Annotated in this window: 9 protein-coding genes and 1 pseudogene; 2 read left to right on the forward strand and 8 right to left on the reverse strand. The window is 70.9% G+C overall.

Features of this window, described 5'->3' with window-relative positions:
* Nucleotides 1–130 precede the first annotated feature (130 nt).
* The 3 genes from ACWDZ7_RS13930 to ACWDZ7_RS13940 all read right to left on the reverse strand — a co-directional run bounded on the left by ACWDZ7_RS13930 (nt 131) and on the right by ACWDZ7_RS13940 (nt 3,795).
* Nucleotides 131–1,138 (reverse strand): LacI family DNA-binding transcriptional regulator, encoded by a 1,008-nt coding sequence (locus ACWDZ7_RS13930; protein WP_451796909.1) that lies wholly within the window; start codon nt 1,136–1,138, stop codon nt 131–133.
* Between the two features lie 132 nt (nt 1,139–1,270).
* Nucleotides 1,271–2,641: a glycoside hydrolase family 6 protein gene (locus ACWDZ7_RS13935; RefSeq protein WP_451796910.1), complete on the reverse strand. Its 1,371-nt coding sequence runs from the start codon at nt 2,639–2,641 to the stop codon at nt 1,271–1,273.
* Between the two features lie 17 nt (nt 2,642–2,658).
* Nucleotides 2,659–3,795, reverse strand: coding sequence for a glycoside hydrolase family 5 protein (locus tag ACWDZ7_RS13940; protein ID WP_451796911.1), 1,137 nt, complete (start codon nt 3,793–3,795; stop codon nt 2,659–2,661).
* Nucleotides 3,796–4,199: 404 nt separating this feature from the next.
* Between ACWDZ7_RS13940 and ACWDZ7_RS13945 the strand changes: the two are divergent.
* Together ACWDZ7_RS13945 and ACWDZ7_RS13950 are read left to right on the forward strand one after the other, a co-directional pair.
* Nucleotides 4,200–6,077: pseudogene (locus ACWDZ7_RS13945) on the forward strand (glycoside hydrolase family 48 protein); the annotation flags it as partial.
* Between the two features lie 53 nt (nt 6,078–6,130).
* Nucleotides 6,131–8,446, forward strand: a complete 2,316-nt coding sequence (locus tag ACWDZ7_RS13950; protein WP_451796912.1) for a WD40/YVTN/BNR-like repeat-containing protein — start codon at nt 6,131–6,133, stop codon at nt 8,444–8,446.
* A gap of 18 nt (nt 8,447–8,464) precedes the next feature.
* Here ACWDZ7_RS13950 and ACWDZ7_RS13955 read toward each other — a convergent pair whose 3' ends face one another.
* From ACWDZ7_RS13955 to ACWDZ7_RS13975, 5 genes are all read right to left on the reverse strand, one after another.
* Nucleotides 8,465–10,333 (reverse strand): rhamnogalacturonan lyase, encoded by a 1,869-nt coding sequence (locus ACWDZ7_RS13955; RefSeq protein WP_451796913.1) that lies wholly within the window; start codon nt 10,331–10,333, stop codon nt 8,465–8,467.
* Nucleotides 10,334–10,415: 82 nt separating this feature from the next.
* Entirely contained in the window at nt 10,416–11,564 is a 1,149-nt protein-coding gene (locus ACWDZ7_RS13960; RefSeq protein ID WP_451796914.1) for a pectinesterase family protein, read from the reverse strand.
* Nucleotides 11,565–11,631: 67 nt separating this feature from the next.
* Nucleotides 11,632–12,927, reverse strand: coding sequence for a pectate lyase family protein (locus ACWDZ7_RS13965; RefSeq protein WP_451796915.1), 1,296 nt, complete (start codon nt 12,925–12,927; stop codon nt 11,632–11,634).
* On the reverse strand, nt 12,924–13,649 hold the full coding sequence (locus ACWDZ7_RS13970) for a rhamnogalacturonan acetylesterase (protein ID WP_451796916.1): 726 nt from the start codon (nt 13,647–13,649) through the stop codon (nt 12,924–12,926). The genes ACWDZ7_RS13965 and ACWDZ7_RS13970 overlap by 4 nt, the downstream gene beginning before the upstream one ends.
* The gene (locus tag ACWDZ7_RS13975) at nt 13,646–14,995 is read right to left on the reverse strand and encodes an ABC transporter substrate-binding protein (protein ID WP_451796917.1); all 1,350 of its coding nucleotides are present in this window, start codon (nt 14,993–14,995) and stop codon (nt 13,646–13,648) included. The genes ACWDZ7_RS13970 and ACWDZ7_RS13975 overlap by 4 nt, the downstream gene beginning before the upstream one ends.
* Nucleotides 14,996–15,004: the final 9 nt, after the last annotated feature.

Here is a 15,004-nt window from a genome sequence, read left to right on the forward strand (position 1 = left end):
GATCGGGAGTGTCTGCCACAAGGGACTCCTGCTAGAGAAGCAGTCCGCGACCGGATCGGAACATCACCCTCAGGAGTGATGTGACCACTTGCGGTAGCGAATCGCGAACGCGCCCCTGCCGTGCGGCGGGTCAGGCGGGGGCGCTGCCCGAACTGGCCCGCACCGTCAGCCGGGGGGCGATCAGCGTGACGTCGTCCTCGGTCCGCCCCGCCAGCTTGGCGACGATCCGCTCCACGGCCCTGCGGCCCATCTCCTCGGCGGGTATGGAGACCGAGGTGAGCCGCACGGACGCCTGCAGGGCCACCTGGTCCGGGCAGACCGCGATCACCGACACGTCCTCGGGCACCGCGCGGCCCTGCTGGCGCAGCAGGCCGAGCAGCGGCTCCACGGCCGACTCGTTCTGGACGACGAGGCCCGTGGTGCCGGGGCGCTCGTCGAAGACCCGGGCGAGCGTGGCCGCCGTCGGCCCGTACCCCGCCTCGCAGGGCCGGTGCAGCAGCCGAACCCCCAGCTCGCGGGCCTTGCCGCGCAGCCCGTCGAGGGTGCGCTCGGCGAAGCCGGTGTGCCGTTCGTAGACGGCGGGGGCCTCGCCGATGACGGCGATGTCGCGGTGGCCGAGCCCGGCCAGGTGCTCCACGCAGAGCGCGCCCGTCGCCACGAAGTCCAGGTCCACGCAGGTGAGTTCGGCCGTTTCGGCGGGCAGACCGATGAGCACCGCGGGCCGCGTGCTCTCGCGAAGGAGCGGGAGCCGCTCGTCGTCCAGCTCGACGTCCATGAGGATCATGGCGTCGGCGAGGCCGCTGCCGGTGACGCGGCGCACGGCCGCGGGGCCCTCGTCGCCGGTCAGGAGCAGCACGTCGTAACCGTGGGTGCGGGCCGTGGTGGCGACGGCGATGGCGATCTCCATCATCACCGGTACGTACATGTCGGTGCGCAGCGGCATCATCAGGGCGATGACGTTGGACTTGCTGCTCGCCAGGGCGCGGGCGCCCGCGTTGGGGTGGTAGCCGAGGTGCTGGATGCTGCGTTCGACACGCTCCCGGGTGCCGGTCGAGATCGACCGCTTGCCGCTGAGGACGTAGCTCACCGTGCTGGCCGAGACTCCGGCGTGCTTGGCGACCTCGGCGAGGGTGACCATGCGGCTCTCCTGGGTTGGGCGACGGGACGGTGACGGTGCGACCGACCCTAAGGGGGCGCCCTTGGCCTGTCCATACGTTGAGTCGAAGCGCTTCGACTCCGCTGAGCAGGGGCGGGGCGCCCCGCCGTGCGGCTATACCGCCGGGTGAGCGTTCTTCAGGAGCTCCTGGAACTGGGCCGAGAACCACTGGCCCGAGAGCGGGGCGTCGGGCAGGGCGCCCGTCCTGTTGTAGTTGTTGCGGGCGTTCCCCTCATAGGTGGGGTCGCACATCCGGTCGAAGCCCTTGCCCTCGTCGTTCGGGATCTCCTTGCTGGAGCCGTCGGACTCGCCCGGCGGCTTCATCCAGACGTAGGCGTCGATGCCGGGCTCCGGTGCGGCCTTCGGGCGTTCGCCGAGGCCCGCGCCGGACTGGTTGCACCAGTTGCCGAGGTGGATGCGGCGGTCGTAGCGGCCGCCGTTGACGTAGGAGTCGACGTCCGTCGCCGGGCCCGGACGGGTGGGACGTGCCGTGCCGCCCCAGCCGTTGCGGGAGGTGTCGATGAGCATGCCGATGTCGGGCCGGAAGCCGGTGGACACCAGCTGGTTGCGGAAGGCCTGGGCGAAGGACAGCTCGTCGGTGTAGCGGTTCCAGTCGACCCACTTCGACTCGCGGACCGAGCGGCCCCCGACCGTGTCGCCGATTCTGAAGTGGTCTTCCTTCAGCGCGCTGTAGTTGGCGGTGTTGGTGATGAAGCCGTGGACGTTGTCGACGGTGCTGCCCTCGGCGGTGGCGGCCTGCCGGAAGAGCTGCGCGGAGGCGGCGAAGTTGTCGTCCCAGCCGATCCAGCCGTGGTGGGCGGCGTCGACGTAGTTGTAGACGTTGGGGACTGCGCCGAGCTGCTTGAGGGCGTAGCCGACGCCCTTCACGTAGTTGCCGTTGGCCTTCATCACGTCGCAGTTGGGGGTCGCGGTGGGGCGGCCCGAGGTGTTGGTGACGAGGTTGGGCAGCGAGTCGATCTCGACGGTCGTCACGATGCGGAGGCTCGCGTACTTCGCCTCGGCGAGGATCTTCGCGATCGGGTCGATGTAGTCCCGCTTGTAGCGGTCGATCTCGGTGGGGCCGAGTTCGCCGTTGGAGGCGAGGGCCGCGCAGTCCCGGCCCGGCAGGTTGTAGATGACCAACTGCACAACTCCCGCGCGCTGTTGCAGGGCCGCGTCTAGGTGCTGGCGCAGCCCCATCTTGCCGTTGCCGCCCGCGATCGCGGCGATCCGGTCGAGCCAGACGCCGGTGGGCTGCTGGGAGACGGCGCTGCCGCCCGGCTCGGCGGCGGCCTTCTTCGACCACTCGGGGTTCACGTACACCTTGGCGCCCGCGTACGGGTTGTCGACGCGGGCGGCGGCCGCGGCCCCGCCGCTCTCGCCGGTGAGGGCGACGGCGGTGCCTCCGCTGACGGCGAGCAGGGTGGAGAGGGCGAGCAGGAGGGTGCGCGATCTGTGGTGGGTGCGTATGCGTGTGCGGCTCATGTGTGGTCCGGTGCCTCTCAGGTGTCGAGGGCGCGCAGATGGTCGCGCAGCCCGATGCCGAACGGGGTGGGTGTGCCGTCGTAGGAGCGGATCAGGGCCGGGCCCGATGAGCAGTCCCAGGCGTTCCAGGTCCAGCCGAGGTACGAGAGCGCGCGGTCGTCGAACCACTTCATGACGCGGTCGGTGAATCCGTGCGCGCAGGTGTTCTCGCCGACCTCGCCCGCGACGAGCGGGACTCGGGCGGCGACGGGGGCGAGGGTGCGGTCCCAACAGGCTTCGTCGGAGCAGGTGTTGAAGTTGTAGACGTGCCAGGCCGCGGCGAGATTGCCGGCCGGGTCGTGGGGCGCGTGCCGCAGCCAGCCGCTGAGGTCGTTCGAGTACGCGATGCCGGCGGCCAGGACGAGGTTGCGGGCGCCCGTCTTGCGTACGGCGACCAGGAGATCCTGCATCCCGGCGACCTCGTAGCCGATGCCGGGGCAGGTGCCGCCGTCGCGCCAGCAGGTCCACGCCTGGGCGGTGGTGGGGGTCGCGCGGTCCGGGTAGGGCTCGTTGAAGAGGTCGAAGACGACCTCGGGGTCGTTCTTGTAGGCGGTCGCGACCGAGGTCCAGAACGCGGGGGTGTACGCGGCGTTGGGCATCGGCTTCTGACAGCTGGCGTGCACGTCGTGGCACCCGGCGGAGTTGCCGGTGTACTGGCCGTGCGACCAGTGCAGTTCGAGGATCGGGGTCATGCCGTGGGCCTGGACGCGCCGCACGAGGGCGTCGATGGCGGAGCGGTAGTTCGCGCCCCGGTAGCGGGGGTCGATGTTGGCGGTGCCGAGCCAGCACTCCTCGTTGAGCGGGATGCGTACGGTGTTGGCGTTCCAGTCCGCGATGGCCTGCACGGAGGCGTCGTCGACGGGGCCGTCGAAGATGCCCCAGCCCTGGACGCAGGCGAACTCACCGCCGGAGCGGTTGACTCCGAGGAGTCGGCGGGCGGTGCCCTCCTCGTCGACGAGGCGGTTGCCCTCGGCGTGCAGGACGGGCGGCGGCGCGGCCGCGCTGGGGAGCGCGGACGCGGCGGGGAGCGCGGACGCCGGTGTGGTGAGACCGCCGGCGACGAGCAGGACGGCCAGCACGGCGAACGTGCGGAACAGCCGCCGGGAATGTCCCATGAGCGTCTCCTTGTCGGTCGGTAATCACAGGTGCCTGACGAGGAGTCACCGCGGGGAAGAGAAAAGGTTGCCGGGTTTCCCAAGAAATTTCCGCGCGTTCCCCGTCGAATGAATTCGACAACTCGATGCGCGCGAGCACCCTTGACAACCCCAAGTCGCAGAAGGATTTTGGGAGCGCTCCCACACCAAGCTCCCACACCACTCGGCAGATCTCTGAAAGATCCCTGGAAGATCTCCGGGAGAAGGGCACCCGCATGCACTCCCTACCTGACCCGGCCGAGTCCAGACAGGCCCTCAGCCGCCGTCGCGTACTGGCCATCGGCGCGGCAGCGGCCGCGATGCCGGTCCTCTCGACGCTCGACCCCGCAGCTCAGCAGGCCCACGCCGGGGAGTCGTCGGCCGCGGCCACCCCGTACGAGCAGCGCTTCCTCGATCTCTACGGCAAGATCACAAATCCCGCGAACGGCTATTTCTCGCCGGAGGGCATTCCGTACCACTCCGTCGAGACGCTGATTGTCGAGGCCCCCGATCACGGGCACGAGACGACCTCGGAGGCGTACAGCTATCTGATATGGCTGCAAGCCATGTACGGCAAGGTCACGGGCGACTGGAGCCGGTTCAACACGGCGTGGGAAACCATGGAGAAATTCATGATCCCCACGCGCGCGGACCAGCCGACGAACAGTTTCTACAATGCGTCGAAACCGGCTACGTACGCGCCCGAATGGGACGTCCCCGCCCAGTACCCGGCCCGCCTCGACCCGTCCGTGGCCGTCGGCACCGACCCTCTCGCGGCCGAGCTGCGCGGCGCGTACGGCACCGACGACATCTACGGCATGCACTGGCTCCAGGACGTCGACAACACGTACGGCCTCGGCGGCTCGGGCACCGCCCCGACGTACATCAACACCTTCCAGCGCGGCCCCCAGGAGTCGGTCTGGGAGACGGTCACGCAGCCGTGCCGCGACGACTTCACCTACGGCGGCCGCAACGGCTACCTCGACCTCTTCACCGGCGACGCCTCGTACGCCAGGCAGTGGAAGTACACCAACGCGCCCGACGCCGACGCGCGCGCCGTGCAGGCCGCGTACTGGGCGCACAAGTGGGCCACCGCGCAGGGCAGGCAGGCGCAGGTCGCGGCGACCGTCGCGAAGGCCGCGAAGATGGGCGACTACCTGCGCTACGCGATGTTCGACAAGTACTTCAAGAAGGTCGGCGACTGCACGTCGCCCTCCGGCTGCGCGCCCGGCAGCGGCAAGAACAGCGCGCACTACCTCCTGTCCTGGTACTACGCGTGGGGCGGCGCCCTGGACACCTCGGCGGGCTGGGCCTGGCGCATCGGCTGCAGCCACAGCCACGGCGGCTACCAGAACCCCCTCGCCGCGCACGCCCTCTCCTCGTACGCGGCCCTGGCGCCCAAGTCGGCCACGGGCAAGGCGGACTGGGCGCAGAGCCTCAAGCGGCAGCTGGAGTTCTACCGCTGGCTGCAGTCCACCGAGGGTGCCATCGCGGGCGGCGCGACCAACAGCTGGCAGGGCCGCTACGCGACGCCGCCCGCCGGCACGCCCACGTTCTACGGCATGTACTACGACGAGAAGCCCGTCTACCACGACCCGCCGTCGAACCAGTGGTTCGGCTTCCAGGCCTGGTCGATGGAGCGGGTCGCCGAGTACTACCACCAGACGGGCGCGGCGGACGCCAAGGCCGTCCTGGACAAGTGGGTGAACTGGGCGCTGGCGCACACGACCGTCAACGCGGACGGGACGTACCTCTTCCCGTCGACGCTCGGCTGGTCCGGGAAGCCGGACACCTGGAACCCGTCCCGTCCGGGGGCCAACGCGGGACTGCACGTCTCGGTCGTGGACCGCACCAACGACGTGGGCGTCGCGGGCGCCTACGCGCGGACGCTGGTCTACTACGCCGCCAGGTCCGGCCACGCGCGGGCCAAGGCGACCGCCAAGGCGCTGCTCGACGGCATGTGGACGCACCACCAGGACGCCCGGGGTGTCGCGGTGGCGGAGAAGCGGGCCGACTACAACCGCTTCGACGACGCGGTGTACGTGCCGGGCGGCTGGAACGGCACCATGCCGAACGGCGACCCGGTCAACTCCTCGTCGACCTTCCTCTCCATCCGCTCCTTCTACAAGAAGGACCCCGACTGGCCGAAGGTGCAGGCGTATCTGGCGGGCGGCAACGCGCCCACCTTCACGTACCACCGGTTCTGGGCGCAGGTGGACGTCGCGCTGGCCATCGGCGCGTACGCGGAGCTGCTTGAGCCCTGATCCCCAGGGCCGCCCCTGTCTTCCCCGTCCGACGTGCGAAGGGACCCCCCACCATGCCTGCTGTGCCCCGCGCGCACAGAGCGCGCGTACTTCCCGCTCTCCTCGGCCTGCTCGGCGGACTGCTCGCCGGCGGTCCGGTGGCGACCGCCGACGACCACGCCCCGGCTGCCGCGACGGCCGAGACGTACGACTGGAAGAACGTCCGCGTCGACGGGGGCGGCTTCGTCCCCGGTATCGTCTTCAACCGCTCCGAGCGCGATCTCGCCTACGCGCGCACGGACATCGGCGGCGCCTACCGCTGGCAGGAGTCCGCCAAGTCCTGGAAGCCGCTGCTGGACTCGGTCGGCTGGGACGACTGGGGCCACACCGGCGTGGTGAGCCTCGCGTCCGACTCCGTCGACCCCGACCGGGTGTACGCGGCGGTCGGCACGTACACGAACGACTGGGACCCGGGCAACGGCGCCGTGCTGCGCTCCACCGACCGGGGCGAGACCTGGCGCAAGGCCGACCTGCCGTTCAAGCTGGGCGGGAACATGCCGGGCCGTGGCATGGGCGAGCGCCTGGCCGTCGACCCGCACGACAACGACGTGCTCTATCTGGGGGCGCCCAGCGGCAAGGGGCTGTGGCGCTCCACGGACGCGGGCGCCACCTGGAAGCAGGTGACGAACTTCCCCAACCCCGGCAACTTCCAGCAGGACCCGAGCGACACGAGCGGCTACAACTCCGACAACCAGGGCATCGTCTGGGTCACTTTCGACGAGTCGACGGGGTCGGGCGACACGAAGACACAGACGCTTTATGTGGGCGTCGCAGACAAGGACAACCCCGTCTACAAGTCGACGGACGGCGGATCCAGTTGGACGCGTGTCGCCGGCCAGCCGACAGGTCTGCTCGCCCACAAGGGTGTCCTCGACGCGGAGAACGGCTATCTCTACCTCACGTACAGCGACCGGGCCGGACCCTACGACGGCGGCAAGGGCCAGGTCTGGCGGTACGCGACGAGGACCGGCGAGTGGAAGAACATCAGCCCGGTCGCCGAGGCCGACACCCACTACGGCTTCAGCGGGCTGACCGTCGACCGGCGGAACCCGGGCACCGTCATGGTCACCGGCTACAGCTCCTGGTGGCCCGACACGCAGATCTTCCGCACCAAGGACAGCGGCGCCAACTGGACGTCGGCGTGGGGCTACTCCTCGTATCCGACGCGCGAGAACCGCTACACCATGGACATCTCCTCCGTCCCCTGGCTGTCCTGGGGCGCGAACCCGGCGCCGCCCGAGCAGACGCCGAAGCTCGGATGGATGACGGAGGCCCTGGAGATCGACCCGTTCGACTCGGACCGGATGATGTACGGCACGGGCGCCACGGTCTACGGCACGGAGGACCTCACCAAGTGGGACGTGGCGGGCGGCAAGTTCACCATCACGCCCATGGTGAAGGGCCTGGAGGAGACCGCCGTCAACGACCTCGCCGCTCCCCCGTCCGGGGCGCCGCTGCTCAGCGCGCTCGGCGACATCGGCGGCTTCCGGCACACAAACGTCACCAAGGTGCCGCCGCTGATGTACACATCTCCGAACTTCACGTCCACGACGAGCCTCGACTACGCCGCGGCCGAGCCGGACACGGTGGTACGGTCCGGCAACGCCGACGCGGCGCCCCGCGTCGCCTTCTCCACGGACAACGGCGCCACCTGGTCGGGCGGGCAGGAGCCTTCGGGCGTCACGGGCGGCGGCACCGTCGCCGCCGCGGCCGACGGGAGCCGCTTCGTGTGGAGCCCGGAGGGCGCGGGCGTGCACACCGCCTCCGGCCCGGGGTCGTCGTGGACGGCCGCCAAGGGCATCCCGCAGGGCGCGGTGGTCGAGGCGGACCGCGTCGACCCGAAGAGGTTCTACGGCTTCAGGACGGGTGTCTTCTACGTCAGTTCGGACGGCGGCAGCACCTTTGCCGCGAAGGCGTCGGCGGGCCTGCCCACCGAGGGGCCCGTGAAGTTCCAGGCCGTGCCCGGCAAGAAGGGTGACGTCTGGCTCGCCGGCGGCAAGGCGGGCGGCACGTACGGCCTGTGGCACTCCACGAACGGCGGTACGAGCTTCACCAAGGTCGGCGGCGTCCAGGAGGCCGACACCATCGGCTTCGGCAAGGCGGCGCCCGGCGCCTCCTACCAGACGCTCTACACCAGCGCGAGGATCGGCGGCGTGCGCGGCATCTTCCGCTCCACGGACGCGGGCGCGAGCTGGGTGCGGGTCAACGACGCGCACCACCAGTGGGGTTGGACGGGGGCCGCCATCACCGGCGACCCGAAGATCTACGGCCGGGTGTACGTGGCGACGAACGGCCGCGGCATCGTCTATGGCGACACCGCGGCCCGGTAGCCGTACGGGCCGGGGGGTTCAGGGAGTGGCGACCGTGGGACGTGGCGCGGTCGCCATCCCGTTTCCTATGAAGAAGCTCGGGTGCGGGGGCTGGTTGTACGCGGTGTTCTGCCAGGCCAGGGCCGTGCGGTACTGGGTGTCCTGGAGGAGGGTCGTGATCCGGGTGTTGGTCTGGTGCGGGGTCGAGTAGATCCGCAGGGCGCGGTTGTCGGAGGTGCGCCAGACGACCTCCTCGCGCCAGTCGCCGAGGATGTCACCGGAGAGCGCGGGGGTCGCCTTCGTGCCGTTGTTGGCGGAGACGGACGCGCCGGTCAGCAGGCGGGTCTCGCCGCCGGTGCCGTACTTGTCGACGCGGGTGCCGTCGAGCAGTTCGCGGGTGGTGTCGCCGTCCCACCAGCTCAGGAAGTTGACGCTGGAAGGTTCGCGCCCGACCGGGGCGCCGGAGGGCGAGCGCAGGGCGGTGTCGGCCGCGGACCAGGACTCCGCGCCCGGGGAGCCCGCGTGGACGTCGGCGGAGACGCCGCGGCCGTTGTCGGCGCCCGGCGCGGTCCGCCACAGGATCTGTCCGGTGCGGGCGTCTGCCATCCAGGAGGCGGGCTTGGAGCTGTCCTCGGACACCTTGAAGTATTCGAGTCCGGCGCGGGACGGGTCGAGGTCGCCGACATGACCCGCGTCGCCGTGTCCGAGCTTCGTCGTCCACAGCCCGTGGCCGTTGTCGTCGACGGTCATGGCGCCGTAGACGATCTCGTCCTTGCCGTCCTTGTCGACGTCCGCGACGGACAGGCTGTGGTTGCCCTGCCCGTCGTACCCCTTGCCCGTGTTGGTCGAGGAGTCCGTGTCGAAGGTCCAGCGGCGTGTGAACCGGCCGTCGCGCCAGTCCCAGGCGGCGATGACGCTGCGCGTGTAGTAGCCGCGCGCCATGATCAGTGACGGCCGTGAGCCGTCCAGGTAGGCGGTCGCCGCGAGGAAGCGGTCCACGCGGTTTCCGTAACCGTCGCCCCAGGAGGCGACGTCGCCGCGCGCCGGGACGTAGTCGACGCTCTGCATGGCGGCGCCGGTCCGGCCGTCGAACATGGTCAGGAACTCGGGTCCGGTGAGCACGTACCCGTTCGCGTTGCGGTGGTCGGCCGACGCGCTGCCGATCGTCCCGCCGGTGCCGTCGACGGTGCCGTCCGCGGTCTTCATGGCGATCTCGGCCCTGCCGTCGCCGTCGTAGTCGTACACCTGGAACTGCGTGTAGTGCGCGCCGGAGCGGATGTTGCGCCCCAGGTCGACGCGCCAGAGCCGGGTGCCGTCCAGCTTGATGCCGTCGATGACGGTGTTGCCGGTGACGCCGGCCTGCGCGTTGTCCTTGGCGTCGGTGGGCTGCCACTTCAGTACGAAGTCGAGCGCGCCGTCGCCGTCCAGGTCGCCGACGGACGCGTCGTTCGCCTCGTACGTGTAGCCGGAGCCGCCCGCGGGCGGGCTGATCGGCACGTCCTTGTACCCGCCGCGGAACTGGACGGCGTGCACCGAGTCGCCCTGCTCGACGCCGCCCACGACGGCGCGGACGGTGTAGTCGGCCGAGGCGGGCGCCCCGGAGTGGAAGTAGTTCGTCGAGCCGGTGATGGGCGACGCGTTGACCTTCGTACCGCCCCGGTAGACGTTGAAGGCGACATCCGTCGGGTCGGCGGCGAGCCAGCGCCAACTCACCAGGTTGCCGCTGCCGTTGTGGACGCTGACGGCGCCGCGGTCGAGCCGCTCGGCCTGCCGGGCCGCCGGTGCGGCGGATGCCGTCGAGGACGCCCCGGGCAGCGTGACGAGCCCGGCGGCGACCGCCCCGGCTGCGGCGGCTGCGAGCGCCAGGCGCGTCGTCCTGCGTCTGCGGTGATGAAGCGGGTTGCGCACGGGGCCTCCCGGGAGGGGTGGGTGCGGGACTTACCCCGTCAGTCGCCGCGGCCCGCCCGGGAGTTGCCGCCCGTCCTTCTTCCTAGGCGTACGGCCTCCAGTCGCCGCCCAGGTACCTCTCTCGCGTGGCCGACGCGGCTTCGGGTGGGGTGAGTTGCGGGCGCTGGGCCGGGTCGGTGACGGCGGCGCCGGGGCCGGTGTTGCGGTACTCGGCGAAGCGCTGGTTCTGCCACGGGTGGCCCGACGCCATGGTTCCGTAGGGCGCCTTCGCGTCGATGCCCGCGCCGAGGCGCGAGTCGCGCACGGTCAGCATCGGCTTCGCGCTCCGGTCGGACGACGGGACCCAGGGGCGGGCCAGCTTGTAGTACGCGTCCGGGGCGCCGCTCGTGACGCGGGACCTCACCACGAGGTACCCGCGCGGATTGGCGAGCGCGGTGCTCGGCGCGAACACGAAGCCGAACGGCGCACCCGACAGGTCGGTCCGGTGCAGCGTGTGGAACCGGCAGCCGTCGAAGACCGCCGTGGCCCGTCCGAAGACGAAGTCGACGTCGCCTTCGGCATAGCAGTCGCGGAAGTACTGCCGGGCGAAGGCGGTGAGCGCCCTCGTGTCGGCGTACAGCGTGTCCTGGTGGCCGAGGAAGCGGCAGCGGAAGAACGCCGAGCGGTCGCCCGTCGCCTTGAGCGCGACCGCCTGCGTCCCGGAGACGATGTCGGGGTGCTCTGCCCGCAGCCAGTCGTTGGCGAACGTCACGTCGCGCGCGGTGAACCCGTCGGCCTCCACGGTGACGGTCGCCGAACCGGACGTGCCGTAGGTGCCGCCGCCGTCCGGCCGGGGCGTGCCGGCCGCGTTGTCGTACACGATGACGACGTCGCGCGGGTCACCGCTCGCTCCGATGAGGGTGAGGCCGGGCTGCCCGGTGTGCCCGGCGGTGACCTTCACGACTTCTCTGTACGTCCCCGGGGCGAGAACGAGCGTCCAGCCGGGGCCGCCCGCCGCGTCCACGGCGGCCTGGACACGGGTGAAGTCGCCGGCGCCGGGGCGCGGATGCACGTACAGCGTGCGGTCGTCCCGACGGGTGGTGGGTGAACCGTAGCGGCCGAAGGGGCGGCGGGAAGTGGTGGCCGAGGCGGGCGGCGCCAGGACGGACGCGCCAAGGGCGACCGCGGCGCCGACGCTCGCGACGAGCAGGGAGCGGCGGCTTGGAGGGGTGTGCGGGTGGGGCGAGGGCATGGAGATGCTCCTTCGCGGTGCGGCTCGGTCGATTTGGGTGGCTGGGGCGTCGACTGTGGCCCGGGGGTCAGTGGAGCTTGTGCGCGCCCGCTCCGTGGGTCACCACCTGCGGCACCGCGCGCGGGTGGTCGACGTGGGTGCGCAGGCGCGGGGTCCAGCCCGCGTCGGGCTGGAGCGTCTCCTCCGGGAACTCCGCGTTGTGGGCGGCGATCAGGTCGACGCGCTTGCCGTTCACGTAGTTGTGGTCGGCGGTGACGGGCGCCTCCTTCCACTTCTTCAGGACGCGCCCGGCGCCGACTCCGCCCGGCAGGGTGAACGCGTTGAACTGGCCGACGAGTTGGGACTCGGCGCCGATGCCGAAGGAGTACTGGTAGCCGTCGCGCGGGACGACGAAGTGGTTGTTGTAGGCGTCGACCTTGCCGAAGCGCACGCGTGGGGCGCGCTCGACGATGTTCCGGAAGAGGTTGTGGTGGAGCGTGACGCGGAGCCTGCCGCGGTCGGTGGCGCCCGCGCTGTCGCTGTTGCCGATCATGAGCGTCTTGTCGTGGTCGGCGAAGACGTTCCAGGAGACGGTGACGAGGTCGGCGCCCCGTACGACGTCCAGCTCGCCGTCGTGCCGCTGGTAGAGCTCTCCGTAGTAGGAGGGCAGCGAGCTGTCGGGGTGGGCGCCGTCGGTGAACGTGTTGTGGTCCAGCCAGACGTGCGTGGAGCCGTACACCACCGCGCTGTCGTACTCCGAGTTCCAGGCGCCCCGAGCGCCGTCCGTGGGATCCCACTGCGGGAAGCAGTCGAGGGGGCTCTCCAGCGTGAGGTTGCGGACGACGACGTTGTCCGCGTCCTTGATCTGGAGGCTGCCCCCGGTGATGCCCGCGTTCTTGCCGATCCCCACGACGGTCGTGTCGGAGGGGACGTACGCCTTGACGGCCGCGGCCTGCCGGGCCGCCGAGGCCGCGCGCAGGTCCTCCTGCTCGCCGCCGACCGGCCGGTCCCTGCCCCACACGGCGGGGTCGTACGCGGCGAGGTACTTGTCGAAGTCGTACCCCTCCGCCTCGAACGCCGCGCAGCCGCCCGCCCCGGTGGCGTCCAGCGTCCCCTTGACCTTGATGATCCGGGGCCCTGCGCCGCCCGCGGCGAGCGCGGCCCTGAACTCGGCCCAGGTGGTGACCGTATGGGTGCGGGCGGCGCCCGCGCCCGCGCCGCCGGTGGTGCCGCCGTCGGCGGACGCCCAGCCGTCACGTGCGGGGAGGGTGTCGCGGGCGGGTGCCGGGTGCGCCGCCGCCGCGGCCGGGACGGCGAGGACCGCGACGGTGAGGGTGAGGGCCGTACAGCCCGCGAGCAGGATGGGACGGACACGCGTCGTCATGGTCTCTCCTCCGTCGGCCAGGTGATCCAGGTCTCCGGGACCGCGTCGTCGAGGCGGCGCACATCGCCCGGGGCGAGCACCCTGCGGTGCAGCAGCTCCGCCGCGACGAGGCGGGCCACGGCGATCGCGCCGGGCGGGTTGAAGTGGGTGTTGTCCTGTTCGGACGCGGTCCAGTTGAAGTACCGCTTGGTCTCCTCGGCGCCGAGCTTGTCCCACAGCGCGAGGGACAGCGCCTGGATGTCGAGGAGCGCGGCGCCCTCGTCGGCGGCCAGCGCCCGCATCGCGTCCGGGTAGTCCCCGTGGGTGGGCACGGCGGTACCGCCCTCGTCGAAGCGACGGCGTTCCACGGAGGTGAGCAGCACGGGGCGCGCGCCACGCGCCCGCGCCCCGGCGACGTACTGGCGCAGGTACTCCTGGTAGGTCGTCCACGGCTCGGTGTACCGGACGGGGTCCTCGCGCTTCGCGTCGTTGTGGCCGAACTGGATCAGGAGGAGGTCGCCGGGGCCGATCCCGGCGAGGATCGCGGTGAGGCGGCCCTCGTCGACGAAGCTCTTCGAACTCCGTCCGTTCACCGCGTGGTTGGCGACCGGGAGGGCGGGGCGCAGGAAGAAGGGCAGGGCCATGCCCCAGCCCGTCTCGGGCGCGGCGGGCCGGTACTTCTGTGCGGCGGTGGAGTCGCCCGCGATGTAGAGGGTGCGCCGGCCGGGGCCCGCGGCGGTCACTGGTGCTCCTTCTTCCACTCGGCCTGCGCCTCGTTGAGCTGCTCGGCGAGCGAGTCGAGGAAGTCCTTGGCGGACATCTTGCCGAGCAGCACCTTCTGGAAGTTCGGCTCGTTCTCGGCCTTGCTGATGGTGTTCCAGTCGGGCAGGTGGTACGGCAGCTGCACGATCTTGAGGGAGCCGTCGTTGAGCGCTTCGGCGGCGAGCTTGGTGGGCTCGGACTTCTTCACCCAGGAGTCCTTGGCGGCGTCGGTGTTCGCGGGGATGGCGCCCGCCGACTCGTTCCACTTGCTGTTGGACTTGTGCGAGGCGGCGAACTCGATGAACTTCCAGGCGGCCTTCTTCTTCTTGCTCGACTTGAAGAGGCCGAGCCCGTCGACGGGGTTGGACACCTGGACGCGTACGCCCGCGTCGGTCGTCGGGTTGGGCAGGCCCCGGAACTTGTCCTCGCCGAGCGCCTTCACGTGGTCCTGGTAGGAGCCGAGGTTGTGGCTGAGCATGCCGATCTGGCCGCTGTCCCACTGGGCGACCATCTTGGTGAAGTCGTTGTTGAGGTCGGCGGAGGGCGTGGCCTTCTTGTAGAGGGCTGCGTACTTCTTCAGCGCGGCCACGTTCTTCGGGTCGTTGACGGTGGTCTCGTCGCCGTCCCAGAAGTCGCCGATGCCGGACTGCCCGTACATCGCGTCGAGGGCCTGCGCGATGGAGCCCTCGCCGCCGCGGATGGTGTAGCCGAAGCGGTTGTTGTCCTTGTCGGTGAGCTTCTCGGCTGCTTCGTAGAACTTCTTCCAGGTGGTGGGCGCGTCCAGGCCCGCGGCCTTGAAGAGGTCGGTGCGGTAGTACAGGACGCCGTTGCTCGCGGACGTCGGGACGGTGTACAGCTCGACGCCGCCGCCCGCCGAGCGGACGCTGTCGACCATCGCCGACGTCAGCTTGCCCTCCAGAGGGCTCTTCTCGACGCGCTTGTCCAGCGGTTCGAGGGCGTCCTGCGCGGCGATCCCGGCGAGCATCGCGGCGCCGACGCCGCCGACGTCGGGGAGCCCGCCGCCCTGGATGGCGGTGTCGTACTTGGACTGGACGTTCTCGGCGGGCACCCCGACGTACTTGACGTCGATGTCGGGGTTCTCCTTCTCGAAGTCCTCGATGATCTCCATCCAGATGTCGTGGCGGACGGCGGTGTTGTTGTCCCAGAAGACGATCTCTCCCTTGCCGCTGCCCTCGCCGCCCTTGTCCCCCGCCGCGCCGCTGCCGTCGTCACCGCAGGCGGTGGCGGTCAGGGCGAGGGCGGTGGTCAGCGCGAGGGCGGCGGTGGTGCGGCGTCGGGCGTGCGCGTTCATGCTCATGATCCTCATCGGCTCTCT

This window comes from Streptomyces sp. NPDC003032, from assembly GCF_053591415.1.